The sequence below is a fragment of the Extibacter muris genome (assembly GCF_004345005.1).
Taxonomy (GTDB): Bacteria; Bacillota; Clostridia; order Lachnospirales; family Lachnospiraceae; genus Extibacter; species Extibacter muris.
The window spans coordinates 1-25,888 of the sequence record NZ_SMMX01000010.1 but is presented as its reverse complement, the minus strand read 5'-3'; the positions used below and the strand labels follow the sequence as shown (position 1 = coordinate 25,888).

Annotated in this window: 25 protein-coding genes, 5 pseudogenes and 1 riboswitch; of the genes and pseudogenes, 29 read left to right on the top strand and 1 reads right to left on the bottom strand. The window is 48.4% G+C overall.

The features are described 5' to 3' along the window. Positions 1 to 45: 45 nt before the first annotated feature. The 27 genes and pseudogenes from E1963_RS12535 to E1963_RS23515 form a co-directional block, all read left to right on the top strand. Positions 46 to 1,236, top strand: coding sequence for an MFS transporter (locus E1963_RS12535; protein ID WP_132278448.1), 1,191 nt, complete (start codon positions 46 to 48; stop codon positions 1,234 to 1,236). A gap of 69 nt (positions 1,237 to 1,305) precedes the next feature. Further along, positions 1,306 to 1,403, top strand: a riboswitch (SAM riboswitch). A gap of 138 nt (positions 1,404 to 1,541) precedes the next feature. Next, positions 1,542 to 2,729 carry a methionine adenosyltransferase gene (gene metK, locus E1963_RS12530; protein ID WP_132278446.1) on the top strand — a complete coding sequence of 396 codons (1,188 nt, stop codon included), beginning with the start codon at positions 1,542 to 1,544 and terminating at the stop codon, positions 2,727 to 2,729. A 78-nt stretch (positions 2,730 to 2,807) separates the two neighbouring features. Further along, a complete protein-coding gene (locus E1963_RS12525) occupies positions 2,808 to 4,304 on the top strand; it encodes a sensor histidine kinase (RefSeq protein ID WP_132278444.1) in 1,497 nt (498 codons plus the stop codon). Next, a complete protein-coding gene (locus tag E1963_RS12520) occupies positions 4,297 to 4,986 on the top strand; it encodes a response regulator transcription factor (protein WP_066580675.1) in 690 nt (229 codons plus the stop codon). The genes E1963_RS12525 and E1963_RS12520 overlap by 8 nt, the downstream gene beginning before the upstream one ends. A gap of 67 nt (positions 4,987 to 5,053) precedes the next feature. Further along, positions 5,054 to 6,433, top strand: a complete 1,380-nt coding sequence (locus tag E1963_RS12515; RefSeq protein WP_132278442.1) for a TrkH family potassium uptake protein — start codon at positions 5,054 to 5,056, stop codon at positions 6,431 to 6,433. A 9-nt stretch (positions 6,434 to 6,442) separates the two neighbouring features. Then, entirely contained in the window at positions 6,443 to 7,093 is a 651-nt protein-coding gene (locus tag E1963_RS12510; protein ID WP_132278440.1) for a potassium channel family protein, read from the top strand. Positions 7,094 to 7,105: 12 nt separating this feature from the next. Beyond that, positions 7,106 to 7,897, top strand: coding sequence for a TrmH family RNA methyltransferase (locus E1963_RS12505; protein ID WP_132278438.1), 792 nt, complete (start codon positions 7,106 to 7,108; stop codon positions 7,895 to 7,897). Between the two features lie 70 nt (positions 7,898 to 7,967). After that, positions 7,968 to 8,408, top strand: a complete 441-nt coding sequence (locus E1963_RS12500) for an NfeD family protein (RefSeq protein WP_132278436.1) — start codon at positions 7,968 to 7,970, stop codon at positions 8,406 to 8,408. Continuing rightward, positions 8,408 to 9,355, top strand: a complete 948-nt coding sequence (locus tag E1963_RS12495; protein ID WP_330570817.1) for an SPFH domain-containing protein — start codon at positions 8,408 to 8,410, stop codon at positions 9,353 to 9,355. The genes E1963_RS12500 and E1963_RS12495 overlap by 1 nt, the downstream gene beginning before the upstream one ends. Positions 9,356 to 9,369: 14 nt before the next feature. Next, positions 9,370 to 11,415 (top strand): ornithine carbamoyltransferase, encoded by a 2,046-nt coding sequence (argF, locus tag E1963_RS22745; RefSeq protein WP_132278432.1) that lies wholly within the window; start codon positions 9,370 to 9,372, stop codon positions 11,413 to 11,415. 9 nt (positions 11,416 to 11,424) lie between these two features. Then, positions 11,425 to 12,405 (top strand): biotin--[acetyl-CoA-carboxylase] ligase, encoded by a 981-nt coding sequence (locus tag E1963_RS12485; protein ID WP_132278430.1) that lies wholly within the window; start codon positions 11,425 to 11,427, stop codon positions 12,403 to 12,405. Next, positions 12,398 to 12,727: a DUF6145 family protein gene (locus tag E1963_RS12480; protein WP_066581886.1), complete on the top strand. Its 330-nt coding sequence runs from the start codon at positions 12,398 to 12,400 to the stop codon at positions 12,725 to 12,727. Before E1963_RS12485 ends, E1963_RS12480 begins: the two co-directional genes overlap by 8 nt. A gap of 9 nt (positions 12,728 to 12,736) precedes the next feature. Next, positions 12,737 to 13,510 (top strand): type III pantothenate kinase, encoded by a 774-nt coding sequence (locus E1963_RS12475; protein ID WP_132278428.1) that lies wholly within the window; start codon positions 12,737 to 12,739, stop codon positions 13,508 to 13,510. Next, the gene (gene dusB / locus E1963_RS12470) at positions 13,488 to 14,450 is read left to right on the top strand and encodes a tRNA dihydrouridine synthase DusB (RefSeq protein ID WP_132278426.1); all 963 of its coding nucleotides are present in this window, start codon (positions 13,488 to 13,490) and stop codon (positions 14,448 to 14,450) included. Before E1963_RS12475 ends, dusB begins: the two co-directional genes overlap by 23 nt. A 230-nt stretch (positions 14,451 to 14,680) precedes the next feature. Then, a complete protein-coding gene (greA, locus tag E1963_RS12465; RefSeq protein WP_066580657.1) occupies positions 14,681 to 15,163 on the top strand; it encodes a transcription elongation factor GreA in 483 nt (160 codons plus the stop codon). 38 nt (positions 15,164 to 15,201) lie between these two features. Beyond that, positions 15,202 to 16,683, top strand: a pseudogene (gene lysS / locus E1963_RS12460) (lysine--tRNA ligase); the annotation flags it as partial. A gap of 221 nt (positions 16,684 to 16,904) precedes the next feature. Further along, positions 16,905 to 17,230 (top strand): annotated as a pseudogene (locus E1963_RS12455) (DUF6075 family protein); the annotation flags it as partial. Beyond that, complete coding sequence (locus tag E1963_RS19765; RefSeq protein ID WP_167482193.1) at positions 17,223 to 17,390, top strand: hypothetical protein; 168 nt, start codon at positions 17,223 to 17,225, stop codon at positions 17,388 to 17,390. The pseudogene E1963_RS12455 and the gene E1963_RS19765, both read left to right, overlap by 8 nt. A 27-nt stretch (positions 17,391 to 17,417) precedes the next feature. Beyond that, positions 17,418 to 17,672, top strand: a complete 255-nt coding sequence (locus E1963_RS20685; protein ID WP_243117710.1) for a helix-turn-helix domain-containing protein — start codon at positions 17,418 to 17,420, stop codon at positions 17,670 to 17,672. A gap of 315 nt (positions 17,673 to 17,987) precedes the next feature. After that, positions 17,988 to 19,045 (top strand): annotated as a pseudogene (locus E1963_RS23115) (2-hydroxyacyl-CoA dehydratase). A 222-nt stretch (positions 19,046 to 19,267) separates the two neighbouring features. Then, complete coding sequence (locus tag E1963_RS12435; RefSeq protein WP_132278418.1) at positions 19,268 to 20,272, top strand: methionine ABC transporter ATP-binding protein; 1,005 nt, start codon at positions 19,268 to 19,270, stop codon at positions 20,270 to 20,272. Beyond that, positions 20,272 to 20,940, top strand: coding sequence for a methionine ABC transporter permease (locus tag E1963_RS12430; RefSeq protein ID WP_132278416.1), 669 nt, complete (start codon positions 20,272 to 20,274; stop codon positions 20,938 to 20,940). Before E1963_RS12435 ends, E1963_RS12430 begins: the two co-directional genes overlap by 1 nt. A gap of 67 nt (positions 20,941 to 21,007) precedes the next feature. Beyond that, complete coding sequence (locus tag E1963_RS12425) at positions 21,008 to 21,868, top strand: MetQ/NlpA family ABC transporter substrate-binding protein (RefSeq protein ID WP_132278414.1); 861 nt, start codon at positions 21,008 to 21,010, stop codon at positions 21,866 to 21,868. A 162-nt stretch (positions 21,869 to 22,030) separates the two neighbouring features. Then, positions 22,031 to 23,128, top strand: a complete 1,098-nt coding sequence (locus tag E1963_RS12420) for a uroporphyrinogen decarboxylase family protein (protein ID WP_132278412.1) — start codon at positions 22,031 to 22,033, stop codon at positions 23,126 to 23,128. After that, positions 23,116 to 23,337 carry a hypothetical protein gene (locus tag E1963_RS20160; RefSeq protein ID WP_201272036.1) on the top strand — a complete coding sequence of 74 codons (222 nt, stop codon included), beginning with the start codon at positions 23,116 to 23,118 and terminating at the stop codon, positions 23,335 to 23,337. The genes E1963_RS12420 and E1963_RS20160 overlap by 13 nt, the downstream gene beginning before the upstream one ends. Positions 23,338 to 23,588: 251 nt before the next feature. After that, positions 23,589 to 24,035, top strand: a complete 447-nt coding sequence (locus E1963_RS12405; protein WP_132278410.1) for an RNA polymerase sigma factor — start codon at positions 23,589 to 23,591, stop codon at positions 24,033 to 24,035. A gap of 70 nt (positions 24,036 to 24,105) precedes the next feature. Beyond that, positions 24,106 to 24,174: pseudogene (locus tag E1963_RS23515) on the top strand (helix-turn-helix domain-containing protein); the annotation flags it as partial. A gap of 176 nt (positions 24,175 to 24,350) precedes the next feature. On the opposite strand, the gene E1963_RS19760 reads toward E1963_RS23515, so the two are convergent. Beyond that, positions 24,351 to 24,515 (bottom strand): hypothetical protein, encoded by a 165-nt coding sequence (locus E1963_RS19760; RefSeq protein ID WP_167482192.1) that lies wholly within the window; start codon positions 24,513 to 24,515, stop codon positions 24,351 to 24,353. Here E1963_RS19760 and E1963_RS12395 point away from each other — a divergent pair. After that, positions 24,513 to 24,710, top strand: a pseudogene (locus E1963_RS12395) (tyrosine-type recombinase/integrase); the annotation flags it as partial. The gene E1963_RS19760 and the pseudogene E1963_RS12395 sit on opposite strands and share 3 nt — an antisense overlap. A gap of 604 nt (positions 24,711 to 25,314) precedes the next feature. Next, a complete protein-coding gene (locus tag E1963_RS12385; RefSeq protein WP_243117709.1) occupies positions 25,315 to 25,731 on the top strand; it encodes a group II intron maturase-specific domain-containing protein in 417 nt (138 codons plus the stop codon). Positions 25,732 to 25,888: the final 157 nt, after the last annotated feature.

Below are 25,888 nucleotides of genomic sequence, written 5' to 3'. Positions count from 1 at the left end.
ATCAGTCCGCATGTTGCGGGCTGATTTTGGTAAGCGGGGAAAAAGATGAAGAAGATAAAGAACCGTTATATGGTTCTGCTCATTGCAGCCATCGTTAATTTTGTACATGGAAACCCGTACATATGGACGGTGTTCCAGCCCCATGTCAGATCTGAGTACCATCTCAGCCTGGCGGCATCCAGCCAGCCTTTTACGATAATCATAGGGATTTTTGCCGTTGGCAATATGATAGGCGGATACCTTCAGCACAAGATCGGAGCCAGGGCGACGATTCTTAGCGGAAGCTTCGTGATGTGTACCGGATTCTTTCTGGCGGCAGTCGCGCCGGTTGGAATGCCGTGGGTGATATCAGCCGGATATGGGCTGCTCGGGGGGCTCGGTTCCGGCTGCGCGTTCAGCATGCTCGTAGCCGTGCCGCAGCAGTGGTTTCCGGACAAGAGGGGGCTGGTGACGGGGATAACGGTAGGAATCGTCGGCATCTCCGGCGTAGTCATGAACCCTTTCTGTGACTGGCTGCCTGCGAACCACGGCTACAGGTATGCAATGCTGGCCGTGACGGGAATCTATGCCGTATTAAGCCTGGGCGGCATATTTATCTCAGAGCCGGATGCCAGGCCGGCCGGACATGGGGAAGGCGGCGCGGTGGAAATCGTGCAGAGGAAGCAGTATACCACAAAGGAACTGTTCCGGACGAAGACCTACTATCTCTTGAGCATATCCATGGCCCTTGCAGTACCGGCGTATGTGCTCGTCAATCCGCTGATGAAATCGCTCGGGATGGAGCGGGGACTGACGGATGGCGCAGCCCTGATAGGCGTCGTAGCCGCTTCAGCCGCTAACATCGCAGGGCGTTTTGCAGCGCCATGGATGTCGGACTTCTGTGGAAGGAAGGCGGTGATACAGGTATTGTATGCAACCGCCATGATATCAGTCATCGGCCTCACGGTGGCAAGGGGCGGCCTGTTCATACTGCTCATATCACTCGTGTCGCTTACATATGGAGGGTTTGTCAGCGTATTTCCCGTACTGACTTCAGACTGCTTTGGCATGAAGTACCAGGGGATGAACTTCGGAGCGGTCATGCTCGGATACGGAGTCGTATCCATCCTCTGCCCTTATCTGCTGGCGGCAGTCCAGGATACGCGGCTTGGAACCAGCCTTTCTTTTATCATCGCAGGCGGCATATGCGTAATCGGTATGGCCGCGACGGACCGTATACAGGTCCGCCAGGAATGAATTGCGTATTGACATTTTGCGTGAAAGGCTGTAAAGTCTTATTGAACAACAAGTTAATAATAAAACTTTCTCTTATTCAGAGCAGTGGAGATACAAAGGATCTGTGAAGCTGCGGCAACCCCGTAAAGGAAGGTGCCAACCTGAGCGAGTCTTTCGAACAATAAGAGGATTGGTTTATGAATATAAAACAGTCCGCTTATGGCGGATTGTTTTTTTGTACAATAGGAAACGTGTTTCCATATTGCCAGAGACCATCGGGAGAAAGTTTTACAGTGCCGGAAACGGCAGTTAAGAAAGGAGAACATATGGAAAAGAGATTATTTACATCAGAATCAGTGACAGAAGGGCACCCGGACAAGATGTGCGACCAGATATCCGATGCGATTCTGGATGCACTTATGGAACAAGACCCGATGAGCCGTGTCGCCTGCGAGACGAGTACGACGACAGGGCTTGTACTCGTAATGGGAGAGATAACGACCAATGCATATGTAGACATCCAGAAGATCGTGAGGGATACGGTCAGGGAAGTCGGGTACACAAGGGGGAAATATGGGTTCGACTGCGAGACGTGCGGCGTGATCACCGCCATTGATGAGCAGTCGCCGGATATCGCACTCGGGGTAGACAAGGCGCTGGAGGCGAAAGAAAACAAGATGTCAGATGCCGAACTGGAGGCGATAGGGGCGGGAGACCAGGGCATGATGTTCGGGTACGCGACGGATGAGACGCCGGAGCTGATGCCTTACCCGATAGCACTTGCACACAAGCTGTCCAAGAAGCTCACAGAAGTAAGGAAGGACGGGACGCTTTCCTATCTGAGACCTGACGGCAAGACGCAGGTGACGGTAGAGTACGATGAAAAAGGGGCTCCGGTCAGGCTGGAGGCGGTCGTTCTGTCTACGCAGCATGACCCGGATGTGACGCAGGAGCAGATACATGAAGATATTAAGAAATATGTGTTCGACGAGGTGATACCGGCAGAAATGACAGATGAAGATACAAAGTTCTTCATCAATCCGACCGGAAGATTCGTAATCGGCGGCCCTCACGGGGACAGCGGCCTTACGGGAAGGAAGATCATCGTGGACACATACGGCGGCATGGCACGCCACGGTGGCGGGGCATTTTCAGGCAAAGACTGTACGAAGGTGGACCGTTCAGCGGCCTATGCGGCACGCTATGCGGCTAAGAATATCGTGGCTGCGGGACTCGCCCGCAGATGCGAGATACAGCTGTCTTACGCAATCGGCGTGGCCCATCCGACGTCTGTCAGGGTTGAGACATTTGGCACAGGCAGGCTGTCAGACGACAGGCTTGTGGAGATTGTCCGTGAGAATTTTGACCTCCGTCCGGCGGGCATCATCAGGATGCTGGACCTCAGACGCCCGATTTATAAGCAGACAGCGGCTTACGGACATTTTGGCAGGACCGATATCGATCTGCCGTGGGAAAAGACTGACAAAACAGAGATATTGTCCTCATATTTATAAAAATTTTATAAAAGTTTATGGGTGCTTTCGTGTGAAGCACCCTTTTTCATGCTATACTTAAGCACGGAGGATATGACTATGAAGCTAAAAACGAGGCTTATAATAGCATTTTTGACAGTGATACTGATTCCGGTCCTGCTTACGTTTCTTATGGTCTGCGGGTTGAGCCGGTATCAGATTAATTCTATAGAAAAGACTTATGAAATAACCGGAACTACAGTGAAAAGCTTTGCCAATTCCATGCAGGTACTGTCACGCCTGACAGAAAAGCCTTACCATGAGCTGGAGGAGATGGTGCAGGAAGACCCGGAGCAGCTCGAGGATGCCACATGTCTGGAGAAGTTTAATAAAAAGCTGGAGAAGAAAAAGGCATACCTGCTTGTGCGCAAGGGCACCACGATCATATATATGGGCACAGACATCGACAATGTGAACCATGTGATTCCTCAGCTGCCGCAGTACGGGGAATCAGGCAACACATCTGAGAACGGGGTGTATCTGGGCGGCGAGGCACAGGCGCTTGTCAAACAGGTGGATTACTTATATGAGGACGGCGAACAGGGGAGTGCCTTTATTATAACGGATGTCAGCAATATGATACCGGAAGTGCAGGAGTTTATCGTAGACCTGGGGATGGGCATACTAATCGTGCTCGTGCTGACAGCGCTGCTTCTTATATTCTGGATATACCGCGCGGTGATGCAGCCTCTTGGCAAGATGCAGAATGCGGCCCAGAACATCAAGGAGGGCAACCTGGACTTTGAACTGAGGCCGGAGTCTGACGATGAGCTTGGACGGCTGTGCCGGGATCTGGAAGAGATGAGAAGGCGTCTGAAAGACAATGCGGAGGAGAAGGTAGAATCCGATAAAGAAAGCAAGGAGCTTATCAGCAACATTTCCCACGACCTGAAGACGCCCGTGACGGCAATCAAAGGATATGCGGAAGGAATCATGGACGGGGTGGCGGACACGCCTGAGAAGATGGATAAATATATCAGGACGATATATAATAAAGCCAATGAGATGGATCTGCTCATCAACGAGCTGACGCTGTACTCCAAGATAGACACGAACAGGATCCCGTACAATTTCAACACATTGTCCGTGAACGAATATTTCAACGACTGCGCGGAGGACCTGTCGCTTGAGATGGAGTCTAAAAATGTGGAATTTGGATACTTCAACTATGTGTCGCCAGGCGTACAGGTCATCGCGGACGCAGAGCAGATCAAGCGGGTGATACACAACATTGTCAACAATTCCCTGAAGTATATGGACAAATCAAAGGGAAAGATCAATCTCAGGGTCAAGGATGTAGGCGACTTTATACAGGCGGAAATCGAGGACAATGGAAAGGGAATCGCGGCCAAGGACCTGCCGAATATATTTGACCGGTTCTACCGGACCGATGCTTCGAGGAATTCCTCGAAGGGGGGGAGCGGCATAGGGCTGTCGATCGTCAAGAAAATCATAGAGGAGCATGGGGGGAAGATATGGGCCACAAGCCGGGAGGACACCGGAACGACCATGTACTTCGTGCTCAGAAAATATCAGGAGGTACCGATTCATGAATAAAATATTGATAGTGGAAGATGAAGAGACAATTGCGGATCTGGAAAAAGATTATCTGGAGCTGAGCGGATTCCATGTGCAGGTAGCCAATGACGGTGAACTTGGCCTTAAGAAGGCGCTGGAAGAGGACTATGATCTGTTTATCCTGGATCTGATGCTTCCGGGCATAGACGGGTTCGATATATGCCGTCAGGTGAGGAATGTCAAGAATACTCCGATTATCATGGTATCCGCCAAGAAGGACGACATTGATAAGATCAGAGGGCTTGGACTCGGGGCCGACGACTATATGACCAAACCATTCAGCCCAAGCGAGCTTGTGGCAAGGGTGAAGGCACATCTGGCACGGTATGACCGTCTGACGGGAAGTGCGGCTGAGGTGAACAACATCATCGAGATTCGGGGGCTCAAGATAGACACGACGGCAAGGCGTGTATGGGTGAACGGTGAAGAGAGGACATTCACGACGAAAGAATTCGACCTGCTTACTTTTCTGGCAAGCCATCCGAACCACGTATATACGAAAGAGGAGCTTTTCCGGGAGATATGGGATATGGAGTCCATAGGTGATATCGCGACCGTCACCGTGCATATCAAGAAGATCCGTGAAAAAGTGGAGATGGACACCTCTAACCCGCAGTATATCGAGACGATCTGGGGCGTGGGCTACCGCTTCAAAGTATAACAGGACATATTTAGGGCCATTGTAGTATATGAATGGTATTATCTGACAGCGAAGAGAGGGAAGGTCCATGAGCGAGCACAAGAAGAATATCAGGTGGAACACGATGCAGCTGCTGACGCTCGGTTTTCTCGGAGTGATTCTGCTTGGAGGGATACTTCTGTGGCTACCTATATGCAACGAAAAACCCATTGCATTTATGGATGCTTTGTTTACGTCCACGACCGCAGTCTGCGTTACCGGCCTCGTGACGATAACCCCTGCGGTACAGTTTACGCTGCTTGGGAAGGTGATACTGCTGCTTCTGATCCAGATTGGAGGGCTGGGTGTCATTGCCTGTGCCACGGCTTTTTTCCTGATTTTAAAAAAGAAGATTACCGTGCGGGAACGGGTCGTAATCCAGGAATCTTACAATATGGACCGGCTCGGCGGGATGGTAGGGATGGTCAGGCGGGCCATCATCGGAACGCTCATCGTAGAAGCCGCAGGGGCGGTGCTGTATGCGGTACAGTTCATCCCAGAGTTTGGAGTAGCAAAAGGGATCTGGTATTCTGTCTTCCATGCCGTGTCTGCGTTCTGCAATGCAGGTATAGATATACTCGGCGACAGCAGCCTGATGGAATATGTGACGAATCCAGTCATCAACATAACGACCATGCTGCTTATCATATTGAGCGGTATCGGATTCACGGTATGGACGGATGTCATCACCAACAGCAAAAAGATTTTTAAAAATGAAGTGCCGCGGAAATGGTGGTTTACCCGCCTGGCGCTTCATTCCAAGATAGCAATAGTTACGACGGCTGTCCTGCTCGTGTCAGGTACCGTCGCGGTACTGGGCATGGAATATAATAACCCGGACACGATTGGAAACATGAGCATAGGAGAGAAGGTCATGGCCTCCATGTTCCAGTCGGTCACTACGAGGACAGCCGGGTTTGCCACGATATCACAGGGAGGGCTCTATACGGAGTCCAAGCTGATCTGCTGCATCCTTATGTTTATCGGAGGGTCTCCGGGCGGTACGGCGGGAGGCGTGAAGACGACGACAGTGGCGATGCTCGTGATAGCCTGCATCACCTTTGTAAGGGGTGGACGGGATACGGAATGCTTCGGCCGGAGAATTGACAACGCGAATATACGCACCGGCTTTTTCGTCGTGCTGGTGGCGTTCGCGGCGTTCCTGGCCGGCGTGACCGCAATCACGGTGATAGAACCGGAAGATGTCCCGTTCATCGGGATCTTGTACGAGGCGTCCTCCGCAATCGGAACGGTAGGGCTGACTGCAGATCTGACGCCACATCTGAGCAGGGCGAGCCAGGCGGTCATCATGGCGATGATGTATCTTGGACGGCTCGGGCCGATTACGCTGGCACTCCTGTTCGGCGGAAAGGTGCATCCGAGAGATAAGATACGCAGGCTGCCAGAGCGGCGGATCATGGTAGGTTAGGAGGTAGAGATGAAGAAACAATATGCAGTATTTGGACTAGGAAGCTTCGGTTCCAGCGTGGCGGTCACGCTGCAGAACCTTGGCTGCGAGGTCGTCGTGGTAGATAACAGGATGGAGCGTATCCAGGAGATTGCAGACGACGTGTCTTATGCGATACAGGCGGATATGCAGGACCAGGAGGTCATACGTTCCCTTGGGGCGCGGAATCTGGACGGGGTTATCATAGCAGTCTCGGAAGACATGGAGGCCAGCGTAATGGCTACCATCATATCCAAGGAGCTCGGCGTGCCATATGTGCTTGCCAAGGCAAGAAATGAAATGCACGCGAAGATACTGCGGAAGCTCGGAGCTGACGCGGTCGTATTCCCGGAACGTGAGACGGGAGAGCGGATTGCGAAAAATCTTGTATCCACGAATTTTGCAGACTGGATCGCGCTGTCTCCGGAGTACAGTATCACCGAGGTGGCCGTACCAGATAGCTGGAGCGGAAAGAGCCTGCAGGAGCTGGATGTGAGACGCTCCCATGATGTGAGCGTAGTAGGCGTAGTGACAGGTGATAAGGTAGAGGTGAATCCGGACCCGAACAGGCCGCTTGGCCAGGACATGGTATTGATTCTGGTCGGCGCCAACGAGGCACTGGAGAACTTTCGGAAAGGATAAGGGCGGGATGCGATGATTACAAGTACAGGAAACCAGAAGGTAAAACGGCTTGTTAATCTTAAAAAAAAGAGGAAGGCCAGAGATGAAGAAGGCGTCTTCCTTGTGGAAGGGATCCGGATGTTCCGGGAAGTTCCGGCCGGCCGGCTTGCCGAAGTATATGTGTCGGATTCCTTCTACAATAAGGAAGGCAGTACAGTCGGCCGTGTGCTGGGAGGGAGCCGTATCCGGACGGAGATATTGTCTGATCAGGTCTATGCCTATGTTTCTGACACGAAGACGCCCCAGGGCGTCCTCTGCGTCGTACGGCAGAAGATGTATACGCTTGCACAGGTGGCAGGCGGAGAGCGGGCGCATGTTCTTGTCCTTGACAATCTGCAGGATCCCGGCAACATGGGAACCGTCATCCGGACGGCGGAAGGTGCCGGGGTGACAGGAATCATCATGAGCAGCGATTGCGTAGACGTGCATCATCCAAAGACGATCCGGTCTACGATGGGGTCTGTCTATCGGATGCCGTTATACCGGACAGAGGATATTGCCGGGGCCGTGCGGTGGATGAAGGAAAGAGGTATCCATACATATGCGGCGCATCTTGACGGGATGCTTTCTTATGATGAACCCGATTATACGAATCCGTGTGCATTTTTTATCGGAAATGAAGGCAATGGGCTCAGAGAGGAGATTGCCGCGATGGCGGATTCTTATATCCGCATTCCTATGGAAGGTCAGGTGGAATCGCTGAATGCGGCCATAGCTTCCGCGGTGCTCATGTTTGAGGCGGCGAGGCAGAGACGGCAACAGTAATTGCTTTATAGACAGAAGTATAGTAAGATAGACTTGAGGAATACTATTACAAGAAAAGAGAGGACAGCATATGCAGACGATGTATTGGTTGGTATTATTTGTAATTCTGTTGATTATAGAGATCCTTACCATGGGTCTGACGACCATATGGTTCGCAGGCGGCGCGCTCATAGCATTTGTGGCCGGTGTGCTGGGATTTGGCACGATAGTGCAGATGATCGTATTTGTGGTAGTGTCCGTGATTCTTCTGATTGTTACGAGACCCATCGCGGTCAAATATTTTAACAAGGAGCGTCAGAAGACCAATGCGGAGAGCCTGATCGGGCAGCAGGCACTGGTTCTGGAGGATATCGATACACTCCAGTCTAAGGGAAGAGTCGAGATAAACGGACAGGAGTGGTCGGCTAAGACAGATGAGCCTGACGGCCGCATTGAAAAGAATACAGTAGTTGTGATTGATGGAATACAAGGAGTGAAGCTCATAGTAAGAGCAAGAGAGGAGAAGGCATAGTGGGAGCGTTAGTTGGTAAAATCATAGGTATCATAGTAATAGTCGTTGTCGTCCTGGTTCTGATATCCTGTATCAGGATCGTAAGGCAGGCGCAGGCGCTTGTCATCGAGAGACTTGGCGCATATCAGGCGACATGGGGGACCGGACTCCATGTGAAGCTGCCGATCGTAGACCGGGTGGCAAGAAAAGTAGACATGAAAGAACAGGTGGTGGACTTTGCGCCGCAGCCGGTTATTACAAAGGATAATGTCACGATGAGGATCGATACGGTCGTGTTCTATCAGATTACAGACCCGAAGCTCTTCTGCTACGGAGTGGCGAATCCGATTATGGCGATCGAGAATCTGACGGCCACCACGCTGAGAAATATCATCGGCGATCTGGAGCTGGACCAGACACTTACATCAAGAGAGACGATCAACACGAAGATGCGTTCTTCTCTCGATGTGGCGACAGACCCATGGGGTATCAAAGTCAACCGTGTGGAACTTAAGAATATCATTCCGCCGTCCGCGATCCAGGATGCAATGGAGAAGCAGATGAAGGCAGAGCGTGAACGACGTGAGGCAATCCTGCGTGCGGAAGGTGAGAAGAAGTCTACCATTCTTGTGGCAGAGGGCCATAAGGAGTCTGCGATCCTGGATGCAGAGGCGGAGAAGCAGGCGGCAATCCTGCGTGCGGAGGCGAAGAAAGAGGCGATGATCCGCGAGGCGGAAGGTGAAGCGGAAGCCATCTTGAAAGTACAGCAGGCGAATGCGAATGGTATTGAATTCCTGAAGGAGGCCGGCGCCGATGAAGCAGTGCTGACACTCAAGAGCCTCGAGGCTTTTGAAAGGGCCGCAGACGGCAAGGCGACAAAGATTATCATACCTTCAGAGATACAGAGCATCGCAGGGCTTGTAAAGTCGCTGGCAGAGGTTGGACAGAAAGACGGGACAGAGGCGTAGTATGAAAGGGCGTGATGGAGTTGAAACCCATCATTGATTTAACAGTAGAATATGGCCTTGTATTTGACGGAGGCGGCGCAAGGGGTGCGTACCAGATAGGTGCCTGGAAGGCTCTCAGGGAAGCCGGCGTGAAGCTGAATGCAGTGGCAGGAACATCCGTGGGCGCATTAAATGGCGCCCTCGTTTGCATGGGTAATGTGGAAAAGGCCGAAAATATATGGAGCAAGATGACCTTCTCTAATGTGATGGCTGTGGATGACGAATGGATGGAACGTCTCTTCCGGAAAGAAACGACGATACGGGAATTTCTGAATGAGGGATGGAGCCGCCTGAAAGACGGCGGTATTGATATCACGCCGCTGAAAAAGCTGATCCATGAGAGCATAGATGAGAAGAAGATAAGGAAGAGCAGCATTGAATTCTGCCTGCTGACATTTTCAGTGTCCGATTTCAAGGAGCTGGACCTGAGCGTGGAAGATATCCCGGAGGGGATGCTGGAGGAATTTCTGCTTGCCAGCGCCTATCTGATAGGCTTCAAAAATGAGCGCCTGCACGGCAAGAAGTATATCGACGGAGGCGTGATCAATAATGTCCCGCTAAGCTCTCTTGTCAAAAGGGGATATGAAAACATTATAGAAGTACGTATCTACGGACCGGGAAGGGAACCCAGGGTAAAGATGCCGGACACAGGTGTAAAGTATGAGATAGGCCCCCGTGTCAAGCTAGGCAGCATTATAGAATTTTCCGGAAAGAGAAGCCGTCAGAATATGATGATCGGATACTATGATGCGAAACGGATGCTGTACGGTCTGGAAGGGTTCATCTATTATGTGGAACAGACGCACGACGGCCTGTATTATGAAGAGCTGATGAGTGGGATAAAGGAGATCGAAAAGGCAGAGATCGCATTTGCACTTAAGATATCCCTAGGACACTCTGACAAAGAGCTGTTCATGGGTATGCTGGAGGCGGCGGCAAAATTGCTGCATGTTCCGAAATATCAGATATACACAGTGGACCAATTATATGATATTGTATATAGTAAATATGAAATCTTAAGTGACAAGCTCCATCTGCCACGTTTTGTTCATATACTAACAGGATTAAGAGAGGAACGTAAGATGAATTTAAAAGGAAGAAGTTTTTTGACACTGAAGGATTTTACGCCGGAAGAAATCATGTACCTGCTTGATCTGGCAGCGGACCTGAAGGAAAAGAAGAAGGAAGGAATCACGGGAAACAGCCTTAAGGGCAAGAACATAGCGCTTATATTCGAGAAGCCGTCTACGAGGACACGCTGTGCATTCACGGTAGGGGCGGCAGATGAAGGCGGCAATCCGACGTATCTTTCCGGTAATGAAATCCAGCTTGGACATAAGGAGAGCATCGAAGATACGGCACGTGTGCTCGGGCGCATGTTTGACGGAATTGAATTCCGCGGCTTCAGGCAGGACCATGTGGAGGCGCTTGCAAAGTACAGCGGCGTACCGGTCTGGAACGGGCTGACGGATGACTATCATCCGACGCAGATTCTGGCTGACCTTCTTACGATGAGAGAACATTTCGGATATCTGAAGGGGCTTAAGTTTGCCTACCTTGGAGACGGCCGCAATAATATGGCTAACAGCCTTATGATAGGATGTGCCAAAGTAGGCGTGGACTTTATCAATGTGGCGCCGAAAGCCTTATGGCCGACAGATGAGCTGACAGACCTGTGCAGGAAGTATGCCGATGAGTCGGGAGCCTCCATCACGATTACTGATGACTTGGATGACGTGGAAGGCGCCGATGTCTTATATACAGATGTATGGGCATCTATGGGCGAGGAGGACAAGGCTGCCGAGAGGATCGAGATGCTCCGCCCATATCAGATCAACAAAGAGATGATGGCGAGGACGAAGAAGGACAGTACGATATTCATGCACTGCCTGCCTGCAGTCAAAGGCAAGGAAGTGACGGAAGACGTCTTTGAAGACGAGGCATCTGTCGTATTTGACGAGGCAGAGAACCGTCTGCATACGATCAAAGCGGTCATGGTGGCTACGCTTGGGAACATCTAGGAGACAGGAATGAAGACAGAGATTCTGAAAGTGCTCCGTGAAAGCGGAGGGTATGTGTCCGGGCAGCAGCTCTGTGACAGCTTTGGCGTGTCACGGACAGCCGTCTGGAAAGTGATAGACCAACTGAAGAAAGAAGGCTATGAGATAGAGGCGGTGCGCAACAAAGGGTACCGCCTCATAGAAAGTCCAGACGTGATGGGACAGGCGGAGCTGGAGAGCCTGATTGATACACGATGGGCAGGAAAGACGGTCGTATATGCCAAGGAGACCGATTCCACGAACATACAGGCCAAGGCACTCGGGGAAAAGGGTGCCGTTCATGGTACGCTCGTCGTCGCAGACCGTCAGACGGCAGGAAAAGGCAGGCGGGGAAGAAGATGGACGTCACCGCCGGGCACAAGCATCTATATGACTATACTGCTTAAGCCGCAATTCCTGCCATCGAAAGCTCCCATGCTGACGCTCGTCATGGCGCTGAGCGTTGCGGAGGGGATTATGGGCGAGACAGGGCTTCCTGCTCAGATAAAATGGCCGAACGATATCGTGGTAAACGGGAAGAAGGTGTGCGGCATCCTGACGGAGATGAGTGCGGAGATCGATTATATCAACTATGTGGTGACCGGCGCCGGAGTCAATGTGAATGCAGACAGCTTTCCGGAGGACATTGCCAGAACGGCTACCTCTCTATATATAGAAGGTGGAGTTAAGCTGCGCCGCGCGCAGCTGGCTGCCAGCATCGTGGAACGGTATGAGAAGAACTATGAGATGTTTATGGAGACGGAAGACCTGTCTAGGCTGAAGGATCCCTATAACCGGCTGCTTGTCAACTGCCGTAAAGAGGTGCGGATCCTCGAGCCGGGCAATGAATATGAGGCGGTGGCGTCCGGAATCAACGATACAGGAGAGCTGGTCGTCATGACGGCAGACGGCAAGGAGAAGGCGATATATGCCGGTGAAGTATCTGTAAGAGGAGTATATGGATATGTATGAGAATAAAGTGGTGCTCTGCGGAGCCAATTCTTACGAGGAAAAATATTATCTGAACCCTGATTTTGAACAGCTGCCAGGTTCCATAAAGGACGAGCTGAAGATCATGTGCGTGCTGTATGTAAATGATGTGGGCGGGATTCTTACACTTGTCTATGAAGAGGACGGCGGACTCTGCTTTGAAGTGACGAGCGAAGAAGGCGACCCTATGTTTGATGAGATAGGAAGCCAGCTGAAGATCAAGGAGCTTCAGAAGGAAAAACAGGAACTGCTCGCTGCCCTGCAGCTCTACTACCGTGTATTTTTCCTTGGAGAAGAAGTATAGGAGGCTGATATGTTACTTGTTATAGATGTAGGAAACACGAATATAACGCTTGGAGTATTTAAGGAGGATGAGCTGCTTGGAACGTTCCGCATGACTACCAAACTGCCGCGCACCTCAGATGAGTATGGAATCACGCTGAAAGAGCTGGTAGAACGCCAGGGGATTTTAAGCGCAGATATCAGTGCGGTCATCATCGCTTCTGTCGTGCCTGACATTATGCATTCGCTTGGAAGTTCTATTATCAAATACTTTGGCATAAAACCTGTCGTAGTATCGGCGGGGATCAAGACAGGGATACGGATCGTGACCGAGAATCCGAGACAGGTAGGCCCCGACAGAATCGTAGACGCGGTGGCGGCTTATACGCTGCACGGCGGCCCGGTTATCGTCCTTGACTTCGGGACGGCCACTACATATGACGTAGTGGGAGTGGACGGGACATTCGAGGCCGGCATCACAGCCCCCGGCATCCGTACGTCGGCGCAGGCGCTCTGGGGTGAGGCTGCGATGCTTCCGGCAATTGAGATAAAAAAACCGGACTCCATCATGGCAAAAGAGACCATTACCAGCATGCAGGCCGGGCTCGTATATGGACAGATCGGGCAGACGGAGTATATCGTCAATAAGATCAAGGAAGAATCCGGCTACGCAGATGCCAAGGTCGTGGCAACAGGAGGCCTTGGGAAGCTGATAGCGGCGGAGACGGACGTGATTGATATCTATGATTCACAGCTGACGCTAAAAGGACTGAGGATTATATATGAAAAAAATAGGAAACGTTGAGCTTGAAAATCCATACATTCTGGCGCCTATGGCAGGGGTTACCGACCTGCCATTTCGTCTGCTGTGCAAGGAGCAGGGGGCAGGGCTGCTCTGCATGGAGATGGTCAGTGCCAAAGCGCTGCAGTACAAGAATAAAAATACAAAGCTGCTGCTTGCCATCCACCCGGAAGAATATCCGGTGTCGCTGCAGCTGTTTGGCTCCGACCCTTACATCATGAGTGAGATTGCGAAGCAGGTCGAAGAGCTTCCGTTTCAGATACTGGATATCAACATGGGATGTCCGGTACCGAAAGTGGTCAAGAACGGAGAAGGCTCTGCACTGATGAAAGAGCCGGACCTTGTGTATGACATCGTGAATAAGACGGTAAAAGCCATAAGTAAACCGGTTACGGTGAAAATCAGGAAAGGGTTTGACGAGGAGCATGCCAATGCAGTAGAGATTGCAAAGGTCATTGAAGAGGCAGGCGCCGCAGCGGTGGCCGTACACGGCAGGACGAGAGAACAATACTATTCCGGCAAGGCAGACTGGGATATTATCCGGAGGGTAAAGGAAGCTGTCTCCATCCCTGTCATCGGGAACGGTGACGTGGTATCGGCCGAGTCGGCGGCAGCCATGCAGGAACAGACCGGATGCGACATGGTGATGATAGGCAGGGCGGCGCAGGGAAACCCGTGGATTTTCAGGGAATTAAGAGAGCATGCCATACATGGTGGATATCCGCCGCGCCCTACCGCAGAAGAAGTAAGGCAGACAATGCTTGCGCATGCCCGTATGCAGATGGAATATAAGGGAGATTATCTCGGAATCCGGGAGATGAGAAAGCATGTGGCATGGTATACGAAGGGGATGAAGGGATCATCAAAACTGAGGGCACAGATTAACAGCGTAGAGTCATATGAAGAGCTGGAACATCTGCTTGCAGACCGGATTGCTGGATAAAATTGAGATAATAAAAGAGCCTTGTCCTACATATACTTAACCAATATGTGAGGCGGGGCTTTTCTGTAAAACGTAAGATAAATTCTCGTATCGAAAAATGATTGACATTAGGCGGCTGATTATGTATAATAATGAAATTGTGAAAGTATCTTTTCGATACAGACAGCGGAGTAGGAAGACCTGTGAAAGAATAGAGACAGAAATCTGTGTATATTAAGGAGAAGAGAGACATGGAAGCAAAGAAAAAATTACTTACTTATGCAGGCCTGAAGGCACTGGAGGATGAACTTGAGAATTTGAAGGTTGTAAAGCGGAAGGAAGTAGCAGGCAAAATCAAAGAGGCAAGGGAGCAGGGCGATTTGTCTGAGAATGCAGAGTACGATGCGGCCAAGGATGAGCAGCGCGATATCGAGGCCCGTATCGAAGAGCTGGAAGGCATATTGAAGAATGCGGAAGTCGTAGTAGAAGATGAAGTGGATTTCGATAAGATTAATGTCGGCTGTGCTGTGAAGGTATTCGATAAGACTTTTGATGAAGAGATGGAATTTAAAATAGTAGGTTCTACGGAGGCTAACAGCCTGGAAGGAAAGATATCCAATGAATCGCCGGTAGGCCAGGCTCTGATGGGTAAGAAGGTAGGAGAGACCGTGAAGGTAGAGACGCAGGCAGGCGAGATGGCATATAAGATTCTTGAAATCAGCCGTTCCATGTAGAACATAGGAGACCTGTTCAATCGAAAGGAGAGGGTAACGTGTCCAAACAGCAGGGAAATGTACAGGAGCCGGATATCAACCAGTTAAGGAAGGTCCGCCGGGAAAAATTAAAAGAGCTTCAAGATAATGGGAAGGATCCTTATCAGGTAATGCGCTATGAGGCGACTGCCCATGCCGCAGATATAAGGGAACACTATGATGAGATGGAAGGGAAGCACGTATCTGTGGCAGGACGTGTGATGCAGAAGCGTGTCATGGGCAAGGCTTCTTTCTGCAATGTGCTCGACCAGAGCGGCGGCATCCAGTCATATGTGGCAAGGGACAGCCTGGGAGAAGAGGCGTACAGGGAATTCAAGAAGCTCGACATCGGGGACATCGTTGGCGTAGAAGGCGAAGTGTTTAAGACAAAGACCGGGGAGATATCCATACATGCATCTGCAGTAAAGCTTCTTTCCAAGAGCCTCCAGATTCTCCCTGAGAAGTTCCACGGGCTTACGAATACGGATATACGTTACCGTCAGAGATATGTGGATCTGATCATGAATCCTGAAGTAAGGGATACTTTTATCAAGCGTTCCCATATTATAAGTGCTATCAGGAGATACCTGGATGGACAGGGATTTCTGGAAGTTGAGACGCCAATGCTCGTAAGCAATGCCGGAGGGGCGGCGGCAAGACCGTTTGAGACGCATTTTAACGCGCTCGGCGAGGATTTCAAGCTGAGGATTTCCCTGGAACTTTACTTAAAGCGCCTTATCGTGGGCGGGCTCGAGAAAGTATATGAGATAGGACGTGTATTCCGCAACGAAGGGCTTGATACGAGACACAATCCTGAGTTTACGCTCATGGAATTATATCAGGCATATACCGATTACAACGGCATGATGGATCTTACAGAGAACCTTTACCGCCATGTGGCGCAGGAGGTGCTTGGCACCACGACAATCGTGTACGATGGTGTAGAGATGGATCTCGGCAAGCCGTTCGAGAGAATCACGATGACAGATGCAGTGAAAAAGTATGCCGGAGTGGACTGGAACGACGTACAGACATTGGAGGAAGCCAGAGCACTAGCTGACAGGCATCATGTGGAATATGAGGACAGGCATAAGAAGGGAGATATCCTGAGCCTGTTCTTCGAGGAATTTGCAGAAGAGCATCTCATCCGGCCGACATTCGTTATGGACCATCCGATTGAGATATCACCACTCACGAAGAAGAAGCCGGAGAATCCGGAATACGTAGAACGATTTGAATTCTTCATGAACGGATGGGAGATGGCGAATGCCTATTCCGAGCTCAACGACCCGCTCGACCAGAGAGAGCGCTTTAAGGCACAGGAAGAGCTGCTGGCGCAGGGCGATGAAGAAGCCAACACCACAGATGAGGACTTCCTCAATGCGCTGGAGATCGGCATGCCGCCTACCGGAGGCATCGGATTTGGAATTGACCGGATGTGCATGCTGTTGACCGACGCGGCTGCAATCCGGGATGTGCTGCTGTTCCCCACGATGAAAACTTTGGACAAATAAATGCCCATTTTATGCGGGTTTGCGGTACTTCAGTTCAGATTTTGCAACAAAATTGCAGCGCATAATGCGGGATAATGCCTGATAATGTGTTGATTAGGACATGAGCCAACTTAATACGGTAAGCATTTTAAGGACATTTTTCTAAAAGAAATTTTAGGGAAGTGTCCTTTTTTGTTTTGGTCAAAGCAAAATGAAGATTGGAGGAAAAGCAAACGTTGGTGTACTGCCTGGGGATTGACCGGGATACAAGGGTAAATGTGGACAGGATTTATGATTTTAAATCAGGATGTGCCTGCGGGAAGGCTGGCAGACCAGCGGCAGTGCAAAAATTGTACGGATGGCGTTTAACCTCTATTGTAATGGAACGCCAAGTGTCTTTGATACGGAGGATGTGGAGGAACAACTGAAGGAGTTCCGTTTCTATACGGTGGAAGATTTATTCTGCTGCGGCTATGCCAGACATTTTGGGGAGGCTGTGAAAATCCGTTATCCGGAATACTGTTTTTACATGGATATGGAGGATTTATATGCTTAAAATCAGGATGCAGGGGACAAAGAAAGAGCGTCACTGGTTCTGGCGGCTTTTGGAGCGTCATGAAGGCGTGGATGTAAAGGATGTATCGGAACCGTTTGCAAACAAAGGAACAAACAAATATTTCCGTGTATATGCGGAAGTGGAAAGAACAGAAAAATAACTCAGAGAATCAGGAGGATAGTAATATGTGCAGAGTGATCGCAGTGGCAAACCAGAAAGGCGGTTGCTTTTGCAGGATGAGAGGAACAGGGAGCCTTTGAAAACATTGAAAGTGTATCTGGAGAATAACATGAATTTCAGCATTACGGCAGAGAAGATGTACGTCCATATCAATACGATCCGTAAAAGGATCGACAAAGTGAAGGAGCTTCTGGATGTGTCGCTGGATGACCGGATCGCAAGGCTGAAGCTGGAGATGCTGCTGCAATTTCTGAACTCGTAACTCCTGAACTGGATATAACTACACCCATTTTACAATAATGAGAGTGGTGGAGTTGAAATGGGACAAATCGGTCAGAGGTGCCATTGACCAGATTAAAAGTCAAGAATATACTTCATGGATTCAGGGGTATACGGGGAATATATTATTGGTGGGGATTAATTATAAGAAAAAGGAAAAGATTCACGAATGTATAATAGAGGAATATTGTATCCGGCAATGATGCACTGGGATTGATAACAACTATAAGTTGAATACGATTATCGGCATTAACGATTGGACAGGGATTTTTTTCTGAATATAATAAAAGTATCCGAGATGTTGTGGAACGAAGGCACGATTGAGAAGATGATATGTGATATAGCAGCATGTACCGATACCAGGATCGTGGCTGTAGATATCGGGGAAAAGATACTTTCTGCCTCAGATGATTACTGGGATATGCGAAGCGAGATGCTTCTAAGGCTTATAGCGCGATATATAGAATCTCAGAAAGAAGAGGTGTTGGAAACGTCTGTGTTGATTGAAGAGGAAGAGGGATCGAAAGCCATTAAAGAGATTGTGGTCAAGGGAAATACGGAAGGCTTCAGTATTATGGAGCTTCCGAATATACAATCTGAGAAAGGATTAAGGCTTTGGCGGGAGGAGATCATACGTCTGAAAGATTATCTGGAAGAGAAGTTCCAGGTCGTGATAACAGATGATGATGTCAAGCGGGCTATTCGGGTGGAGAATCGGCGGAGAAGTGCATTAAAAAGGCTGTACGAGGTCATGAAGTTCGATCCGGTTCCGATTATGGGATGGATCTGCTCAATGTTCTGTATGGAAGTAAGTATCGGTTAGATAAGGAGCAGGCTGCAGAAGATATCAATCGGTTGACAGATCGGATTCTGGATGAATACAAACCGGATGCCGGTCAGAAGAGGCGGCCGCGGATTCTGGTTACGGGATGTCCCATCGGAGGGGACTCTGTGAAGATAGTAAGGGCGATAGAAGATAACGGCGGTGTGGTTGTGGCATTTGAGGATTGCACCGGCGCGAATGTGATCGATAAATTAGTAGATGAAGATGACCCGGATATCTACGGGACGATCGCGAGGAAATACTTCTACATTGGGTGTGCCATCATGACTCCTAACGACAATCGGATTGAGCTTCTGGGGAGAATGATAGATTAGTTCCAGGTGGACGGTGTTGTGGAGATGATTCTGGCCGGATGCCATTCCGTACATATGTAGTCGATCAGTGTAAGTAATTTTGTGAATGAAGAGAAGCATATACCATATAATGATGTCGTCACTGACTATTCCCAAGGAGATGTCGGACAATTGAATACAAGGATGTCTGCATTTATTGAAATGCTCGAAACACATTAGTTTGTAATATTTACCCATCATAAGAAGGGTATTTTCTTGCTGATATATTTATAGAAAAAACATATATATAAAGCACATATATATAAAGCACATTTATAGACTACATCTAATATGTTGTGCGCAGTGCACAATGTATAAAGAAAATATTGGAATTGTAGATGATGAAATCATGATTAATTTTTATTTAAATAAGAAAAGCGTATTTTACGAGGAGGAGAAAAATTGATTGAGATAAAAAATCTGAAGAAAATATGGGAAGATGACAAAAGCAGTGTTCTCGAAGATATCAATCTGACGATTGAAGACGGGGATATTTATGCGTTGGTAGGACGCAGCGGGGCAGGCAAATCAACACTGCTTCGGTGTATCAATGGATTGACTTCATATCAGGGCGGAAGCCTTACCGTGGACGGATGTGAGATCAAGGATCTAAAGGATAAGGAATTGAGGGAATTCCGCAGACGTGTTGGCATGATATTCCAGCATTTTTCTCTTCTGGAGAGGGAGACGGTATGCCAGAACATTGCACTTCCCATGCAGTGCTGGAAATATTCAAAAGAGGAGACGGATAAGAAGGTAAAGGAATTGTTGGAGCTGGTGGGTTTGACGGATAAGATGAACGCCAAGCCAAAGAACTTAAGCGGGGGACAGAAGCAGAGAGTGGCGATTGCAAGAGCGCTTACCATGGATCCGAAGATCCTTCTCTGCGACGAGGCGACGTCAGCGTTAGACCCGAAGACGACGAATTCGATCCTGGAGCTTTTGCTGGAGATCAATCAGAAAATCGGTATCACAATCGTAATCGTGACGCATCAGATGGAAGTGGTGAGAAAAGCCTGTAATAAGGCCTGCATCCTGGAACAGGGACGGATCGCGGATGAGGGAACGGTGAGGGATATCTTCATCAAGCAGCCATTGTCTCTGCGGAGGCTTCTCGGAGAAGAAGAGATTCATCTTCCGCCGCGCGGGCATAACATACAGATTGCACATATGGTAAATGATATCCGCGACGGAGAGCTGTTCGGCAAGATGTCCAAGGAGTTAGATTATGTCTTCCCAATCCTGGACGGAAAGATACAGGAATACCAGAATGACAGTATGGGAATTTTTGTGATCAATGTAGACGATGCGCATCTTGAGATGGTTACACAGTATCTGGATGAGCATGAGCTCAACTGGCGGGAGATGACTGACCTTACAGATGAGAAGAAGGGAGGAGAAGCATAATGTCATTGAAGAACTTTACGTTTGCACAGATCTGTCAGATGATCATTGTTCCGGCATTTTTTAATACATTGAAAATGCTTTTGATATCGGGGATTCTGTCAACGATATTTGGATTTGTTTTTGGAGTGGTTTTGATCGTGACGGAAAAAGGCGGATTATATGAGAATATTGTGTTGAACAGGATATTAGATTTTATCGTAAATACGATCCGGTCATTCCCGTTTATCATCTTGATGGTTTCAATTATCCCGTTTACAAGGCTGATTGTCGGAAGTTCCATCGGAGATACGGCGGCGCTTGTGCCGCTTACCGTGGCATGTACTCCGTTTATGGCGCGTATCTTCCAGAACAGTTTTAAGGAGGTTGACCCGGCACTTATTGAAGCTGCGCAGTCCTTTGGGGCGTCAAAATGGCAGATTGTATTCAAGGTAATGTTAAAGGAATCCGTCCCGTCTATTATCTCTGGTTTATGTCTGGCGATCATCAATCTGTTGGGAGCCACGGCTATGGCAGGAGCAGTCGGTGCGGGAGGCCTTGGTGCGGTTGCCCTTACATATGGCTATCAGAATTTTAATCAGGAGATCATGTACTCCATTTGTCTGATATTGATCATCCTGGTAGCTATTATTCAGTATTTTGGAGACTGGATTTACAAGAAATTAAAATAAATATCAAAGGATAAAAGCGGGTGAAAAGCCCGTTTTTAGATAAATGCATTAAGAGCAGGAGGCAATTATGAAGAGAAAATTTTTATGTACAATTCTTGCCGTAGCTATGGCAGGCGTTATGCTGGCAGGATGTGGAAAGTCTGAATCAGGAAGCGAAACAAAGAGCGAGTCGGGGAGCGGTACGGAAGAAGGCAAAGATTCCGCAGAGAAAAAAGACGTGATCAAGATAGGGATCCGTGCAGATATGGTCAACCAGTTGGAGTCTGTCAGGGATAAGATGGAAGGACTCGGATATAAGATTGAAGAGAGTGTATTCGACGACAGTGTACAGCCTGATGTTGCGCTTGCAGAAGGAAGCCTTGATATGAACTGGTATCAGCATGGGCCATACCTGGAGAGTTACAATGCAGAGAATGGAACGGATCTTGTCATAATCGAGCCAAAGACATTCTATCCGTTGTTCGCTATGTATTCAGATAAATGGGATTCTATAGATGATCTTCCGGACGGAGCGACGATCGGACTCTGCAACGATGCGACCAATCAGGCGCGCGGACTGAATATGCTTCAGTCGCAGGGGCTCATTAAGCTGGATGATTCTGTAGAAGTGCCGACAATGTATGACGTAAAAGAGAATCCTCACAACTTTGAATTTATAGAGGCTGAGATGTCTGTGCTCCCGCAGTCATTAGGCGATGCGGACGCGATCTGCCTTGCGGCCGGACATATGGTAAATGCCGGACTTTCCGCAGAAGGATATCTGTGCCAGTCTGATGATAATGATGTGTATGCGGTTGGATTTGCTGTCAGAAGCGAAGACAAAGACGCAGAGTGGGCAAAAGAGATTGCAGAAGTTGTACAGTGCGATGAACTGGCAGAATATTTTAAGACCGAAAAAGCCGGGACACAGATTCCTTGCTGGGAATAAAATACAGGCAGGGCAGACACTTGTTGCCTGCCCTTTTCTATATTCTTTGTATCTTCACAGGCGGATATGCGGGAATGTCCGTCTGTGAAGGTAAAAAGGAAACCGGATTCCTGTGGGAAATGAAGTGAAGGTCAGAAGGTTGACGGAGAAAGGAATGATAGTATGGAATTGATCAGATTGGAAATGACCCCGAAGGAGCGGAAGCTTGCCTATGCCAGAGGAGAAGAGGTAGACCGGATACCGACGTCTCTAAGCGTCAGTGAGACTGCGCCGCCTCTGTATGGGATAGATATCCGGGATTATTATTTTTCAGCCGATGCGATGGTAGAGGTTGAGACAGCGCTGGCGAACGATTTCCAGGCAGACAACATGGGAATCGGGCTTGGGCTTAGGACTCTGGTAGAAGCCTTGGGCACAAAGCTTGAGTATCCAAGAAAGAATGTATCTTATATCCTGGAACCGGCCTTAAAATCGTTTGAAGATGTCGAGAATATGGAACTGGTGAATGTGGAAAAAGACGGACGTTTTCCAATCATTACGGAGGCATTTGAACGGCTGCAGCAGCGGTTTGGCGAGGAGAGGGGCTTAGGAAGCGGGCTTGCGGGACCGCTGACAACAGCGGCAAGCCTGATCGGGACGGAGAGATTTCTTAAGGCCACCGTTAAAAATAAAGAAGGAGCACATCGTCTGCTGCAATATAGTACAGATTGTATTGTAAAGTGCTGTAAGGATTTAAACCACAAACTGGGAATCGGGTTTATGTTATCAGAGCCGATGGCGGCACGCAATCTTCTGAGCAAAAAGCAGTTTAATGAATTCTTCCTTCCGTATCTCAAGCAGACGGTAAAAAAACTGAATGAATTCCAGGGCGCTACGTCTATCCATATCTGCGGGAATACGAAAGACCGCTGGGAAGAGGTGGTAAATGCCGGAGTCAGCGGTTTCTGGGTGGATAATTGTGAGAGCTTAAAGGAATTAAAGGAATCATATGGGGACAGGGTGGCAATCAGCGGTAACGTAGTGCCGGTGGAGGTGCTGCGGGACGGAACGGCAGAAGAGATTGCAGAAAATGTCAGATCCTGCATTGAGCAGGCGGCGGATAATCCCTGCGGTTATAACCTGTGTCCAGGATGTACGACCCCGGTAGGTACCTCGAAAGAAAATATGATTGCGTTTATGAATGCTGCCGCAATTTACGGGAGAGGGGCAAGGAAAGGATGTATGCCGAAAGGAAGGAGGAATGAACATTGGCTGAGATGAAGGATTTTCAATGTACCTATGACAATTCTGCCGGAATCAGCGGCGAGGTGACAAAAGGCCTTGGCCTTACTACCTTCCCGGATACGTATCTTCACCGGGATACCATGGCGGCGCTACACGCCATGTGCAGGATCCCCGTCATGCAGGAGGATACGGCTGCGGTATGCGGCCTGGGAACCATCGGCATGGCATTGAGAACCTGTTTCTGATAGGAAATAAGGAATGCCAGCAAAAGAAAGCGCGGGAGCTGGAAATCCCTGCGGAGCGTTACTGTGACAGCCGGAACGGGGATGCAGCGGCCCGTCCGGGCGCATTTTACACATATAAAAAAATTTTAATAATTATTAAAAAATTTTCTTCCCGAACCGAACATTGGGCATCACCCATTCGGGATAGTGGATGAAAGGGAAATAGAAACTTCATCCATGTTCTGGTGGAAGGGGGAAGGAGGTAAACTCTTATGAGGAAATCTTCTTCCAATGCTGAACTGACAATCAGAAAGCAGTTTGACCAGATATGCAGGCTGGCGTTAAAAGGCGAAGCCGTTGATTATTACAGGCATACGGCATATCTGCAGAAACATGAAGTGTTATTGTCGGAACTTTCGCAGAAGGAGCAGGGCAGGCTTTTTACTGTAGACGAGTATGCAGTAGAAAATAAGCGTTTCCAGGCGCTTGGATACGATATCGAAGTGAAAGACGCCCTGCTTGCGGAGGCGATACAGTCGCTTTCTGAAAAAAAGCGGGAGGTAGTGCTGCTTTCTTATTTCATGGATATGAGCGATACAGAGATCGCCAGATCGATGAAACTTGTGAAAAGTACCGTCTATGAGCATCGGAAACGCTCGCTGGAGCTGATGAAAAGAATGATGGAGGAATACCAAAATGAGCAGGAACAAAAAGAATAAGGCGTTTGATCTGCCGTCCTTCCAGATAATCCGGGCGGCGTCGGAAGGTGACATTTAAGCGATAAACGCGGTGCTAAAGCATTATGAAGGCTACATAGCGGCTTTGTCTGTCAGAAAACTGTATGACGGGAACGGGAAGGTTTCGCTTACAATAATGAAAAACAGAATTATCTGTGCTCCAACAAGTCCGAGTATGATTGACTTGAATGGTCATTTTACCCCGGAGATGATTGCTTATCTGGAAGAAAAGGCAATGGGAGGAGCCGGAGTGGTTACATATGGAGAAGCTATTGTACACTCCGCTACAGGAAAATCTCACTTTAATATTTCATTTTCAATTTCAAGCTCTTTCATCTTTTTTTGAAGAGCCTTATATTCCTTTAATGAAATAGTCTCTGTCTCAGATACTGCAACAGGTGCAAGATTCTTAATCCAGGTAGAAACAGTGCCTTTTGGAATGCCATATTCGTTACTTGCCATGAGGAAGCATTACCGAACGTGACTACGCCGCACACCTTACGTCATACGTTCTGTACCAATTTAGCAAACGCCGGAATGAACCCGAAAGCATTACAGTATATCATGGGGCATTCCAACATCAACATGACGTTGAACTATTATGCTCATGCCACTTCTGACAGTGCATTAGCGGAAATGGAACGGCTGATTGCATAGTAGTAAATAGAGGTTTTACTACTCTTTCTACTACCTTTGAACGCAGAAACATGAGGGGATATAAGAATATTTGAGAACATCTTCCGATATGATAAATGCCGGAAAGCCTGTAAATACAGGCTATACCGGCATATAAGAACTTATAAAGAGATAGTCAAAAAGTATAGTTTGATTTAATACAAAATAATTCATATATACAGAACAGGCTTACTTAGATGTAGTTCGGTAAGCCTGTTTTATTTTGTTTATGTGTGCCGAGCATGGCGCTAATCTTACTGGTGAAAGTCCAGTCACGGGTATTTACCGCCAAGTGTAGTGAACCACAAGTTGGTACCAGTAATGGTATGGTCGAAAAAGGTTTGGATACAGGGATGGATTAACTATTACACTCATTTTTACAAATCAGAGATATATAATGTGCTAAGGTAAATCAACGGGTGTCTGGTAAAGTGGGTGCGCGGAAAGTACAAGAAACGTGGAGCAAGAAGAAAAGCAGAACATTGGCTTGGAGAGGTTGCGGATCGTGACAGAAACTTGTTTGCACACTGGAAGTTTGGAATACTGCCGTTGTGCGACATTCAAGTGTGTATGTTAAAAAAAGAAGTTGAGTGAATATCTGAAAAGAGGAAAGGCAATAGCAAGGCCTCTGGCAGTTACAATCAAACGAGTAAATGAGATTGTAAGAGTTTGGATAAATTATTTTAGAATCGGAATGATGAAGCAGTTTATGGAAGAGTTTGGGCAATGGCTAAGACACAAAATAAGGGTTATAGTCATGAAACAATGGAAAAAGCCGAAAACCATCAACAGAAACCTGTGTTATCTAAATCGGAAGAATCGCAACGGGATTGGCCATGAAGAGATTTTCAAGGTCGTAAATTCAAGGCTTGGTTGGTACAGAAGAAGTGGAATGAACGTAGTGAATTTCATCATTAGTAAAGAACTACTTGAAAATAGGATAAAAGATGGAGCTGGTCTGCTCAATCCCTTATCCGGTTACTTGGTAAAAGCTGGAATATAAATTGTAGAGCCGTATACGAGACCCGTACGTCAGACTGTCTAACGATTATGATATATGTTATAATAATGATACAATATTTGGTATCGGAGGTGCTTCGTATATGGCATATATCGTTGGTTTGGATAGAAATCAAACAAAAATGATTACAACATCTTTA

What these genes read in the sequence shown, in the direction of transcription:
- E1963_RS12535 (WP_132278448.1), top strand. Translation starts at nt 46, where the DNA reads ATGAAGAAGATAAAGAACCGTTATATGGTTCTGCTCATTGCAGCCATC.
- metK (WP_132278446.1), top strand. Translation starts at nt 1,542, where the DNA reads ATGGAAAAGAGATTATTTACATCAGAATCAGTGACAGAAGGGCACCCG.
- E1963_RS12525 (WP_132278444.1), top strand. Translation starts at nt 2,808, where the DNA reads ATGAAGCTAAAAACGAGGCTTATAATAGCATTTTTGACAGTGATACTG.
- E1963_RS12520 (WP_066580675.1), top strand. Translation starts at nt 4,297, where the DNA reads ATGAATAAAATATTGATAGTGGAAGATGAAGAGACAATTGCGGATCTG.
- E1963_RS12515 (WP_132278442.1), top strand. Translation starts at nt 5,054, where the DNA reads ATGAGCGAGCACAAGAAGAATATCAGGTGGAACACGATGCAGCTGCTG.
- E1963_RS12510 (WP_132278440.1), top strand. Translation starts at nt 6,443, where the DNA reads ATGAAGAAACAATATGCAGTATTTGGACTAGGAAGCTTCGGTTCCAGC.
- E1963_RS12505 (WP_132278438.1), top strand. Translation starts at nt 7,106, where the DNA reads ATGATTACAAGTACAGGAAACCAGAAGGTAAAACGGCTTGTTAATCTT.
- E1963_RS12500 (WP_132278436.1), top strand. Translation starts at nt 7,968, where the DNA reads ATGCAGACGATGTATTGGTTGGTATTATTTGTAATTCTGTTGATTATA.
- argF (WP_132278432.1), top strand. Translation starts at nt 9,370, where the DNA reads ATGGAGTTGAAACCCATCATTGATTTAACAGTAGAATATGGCCTTGTA.
- E1963_RS12485 (WP_132278430.1), top strand. Translation starts at nt 11,425, where the DNA reads ATGAAGACAGAGATTCTGAAAGTGCTCCGTGAAAGCGGAGGGTATGTG.
- E1963_RS12480 (WP_066581886.1), top strand. Translation starts at nt 12,398, where the DNA reads ATGTATGAGAATAAAGTGGTGCTCTGCGGAGCCAATTCTTACGAGGAA.
- E1963_RS12475 (WP_132278428.1), top strand. Translation starts at nt 12,737, where the DNA reads ATGTTACTTGTTATAGATGTAGGAAACACGAATATAACGCTTGGAGTA.
- dusB (WP_132278426.1), top strand. Translation starts at nt 13,488, where the DNA reads ATGAAAAAAATAGGAAACGTTGAGCTTGAAAATCCATACATTCTGGCG.
- greA (WP_066580657.1), top strand. Translation starts at nt 14,681, where the DNA reads ATGGAAGCAAAGAAAAAATTACTTACTTATGCAGGCCTGAAGGCACTG.
- E1963_RS19765 (WP_167482193.1), top strand. Translation starts at nt 17,223, where the DNA reads ATGCTTAAAATCAGGATGCAGGGGACAAAGAAAGAGCGTCACTGGTTC.
- E1963_RS12430 (WP_132278416.1), top strand. Translation starts at nt 20,272, where the DNA reads ATGTCATTGAAGAACTTTACGTTTGCACAGATCTGTCAGATGATCATT.
- E1963_RS12425 (WP_132278414.1), top strand. Translation starts at nt 21,008, where the DNA reads ATGAAGAGAAAATTTTTATGTACAATTCTTGCCGTAGCTATGGCAGGC.
- E1963_RS12420 (WP_132278412.1), top strand. Translation starts at nt 22,031, where the DNA reads ATGGAATTGATCAGATTGGAAATGACCCCGAAGGAGCGGAAGCTTGCC.
- E1963_RS12405 (WP_132278410.1), top strand. Translation starts at nt 23,589, where the DNA reads ATGAGGAAATCTTCTTCCAATGCTGAACTGACAATCAGAAAGCAGTTT.
- E1963_RS19760 (WP_167482192.1), bottom strand. Translation starts at nt 24,515, where the DNA reads ATGGCAAGTAACGAATATGGCATTCCAAAAGGCACTGTTTCTACCTGG.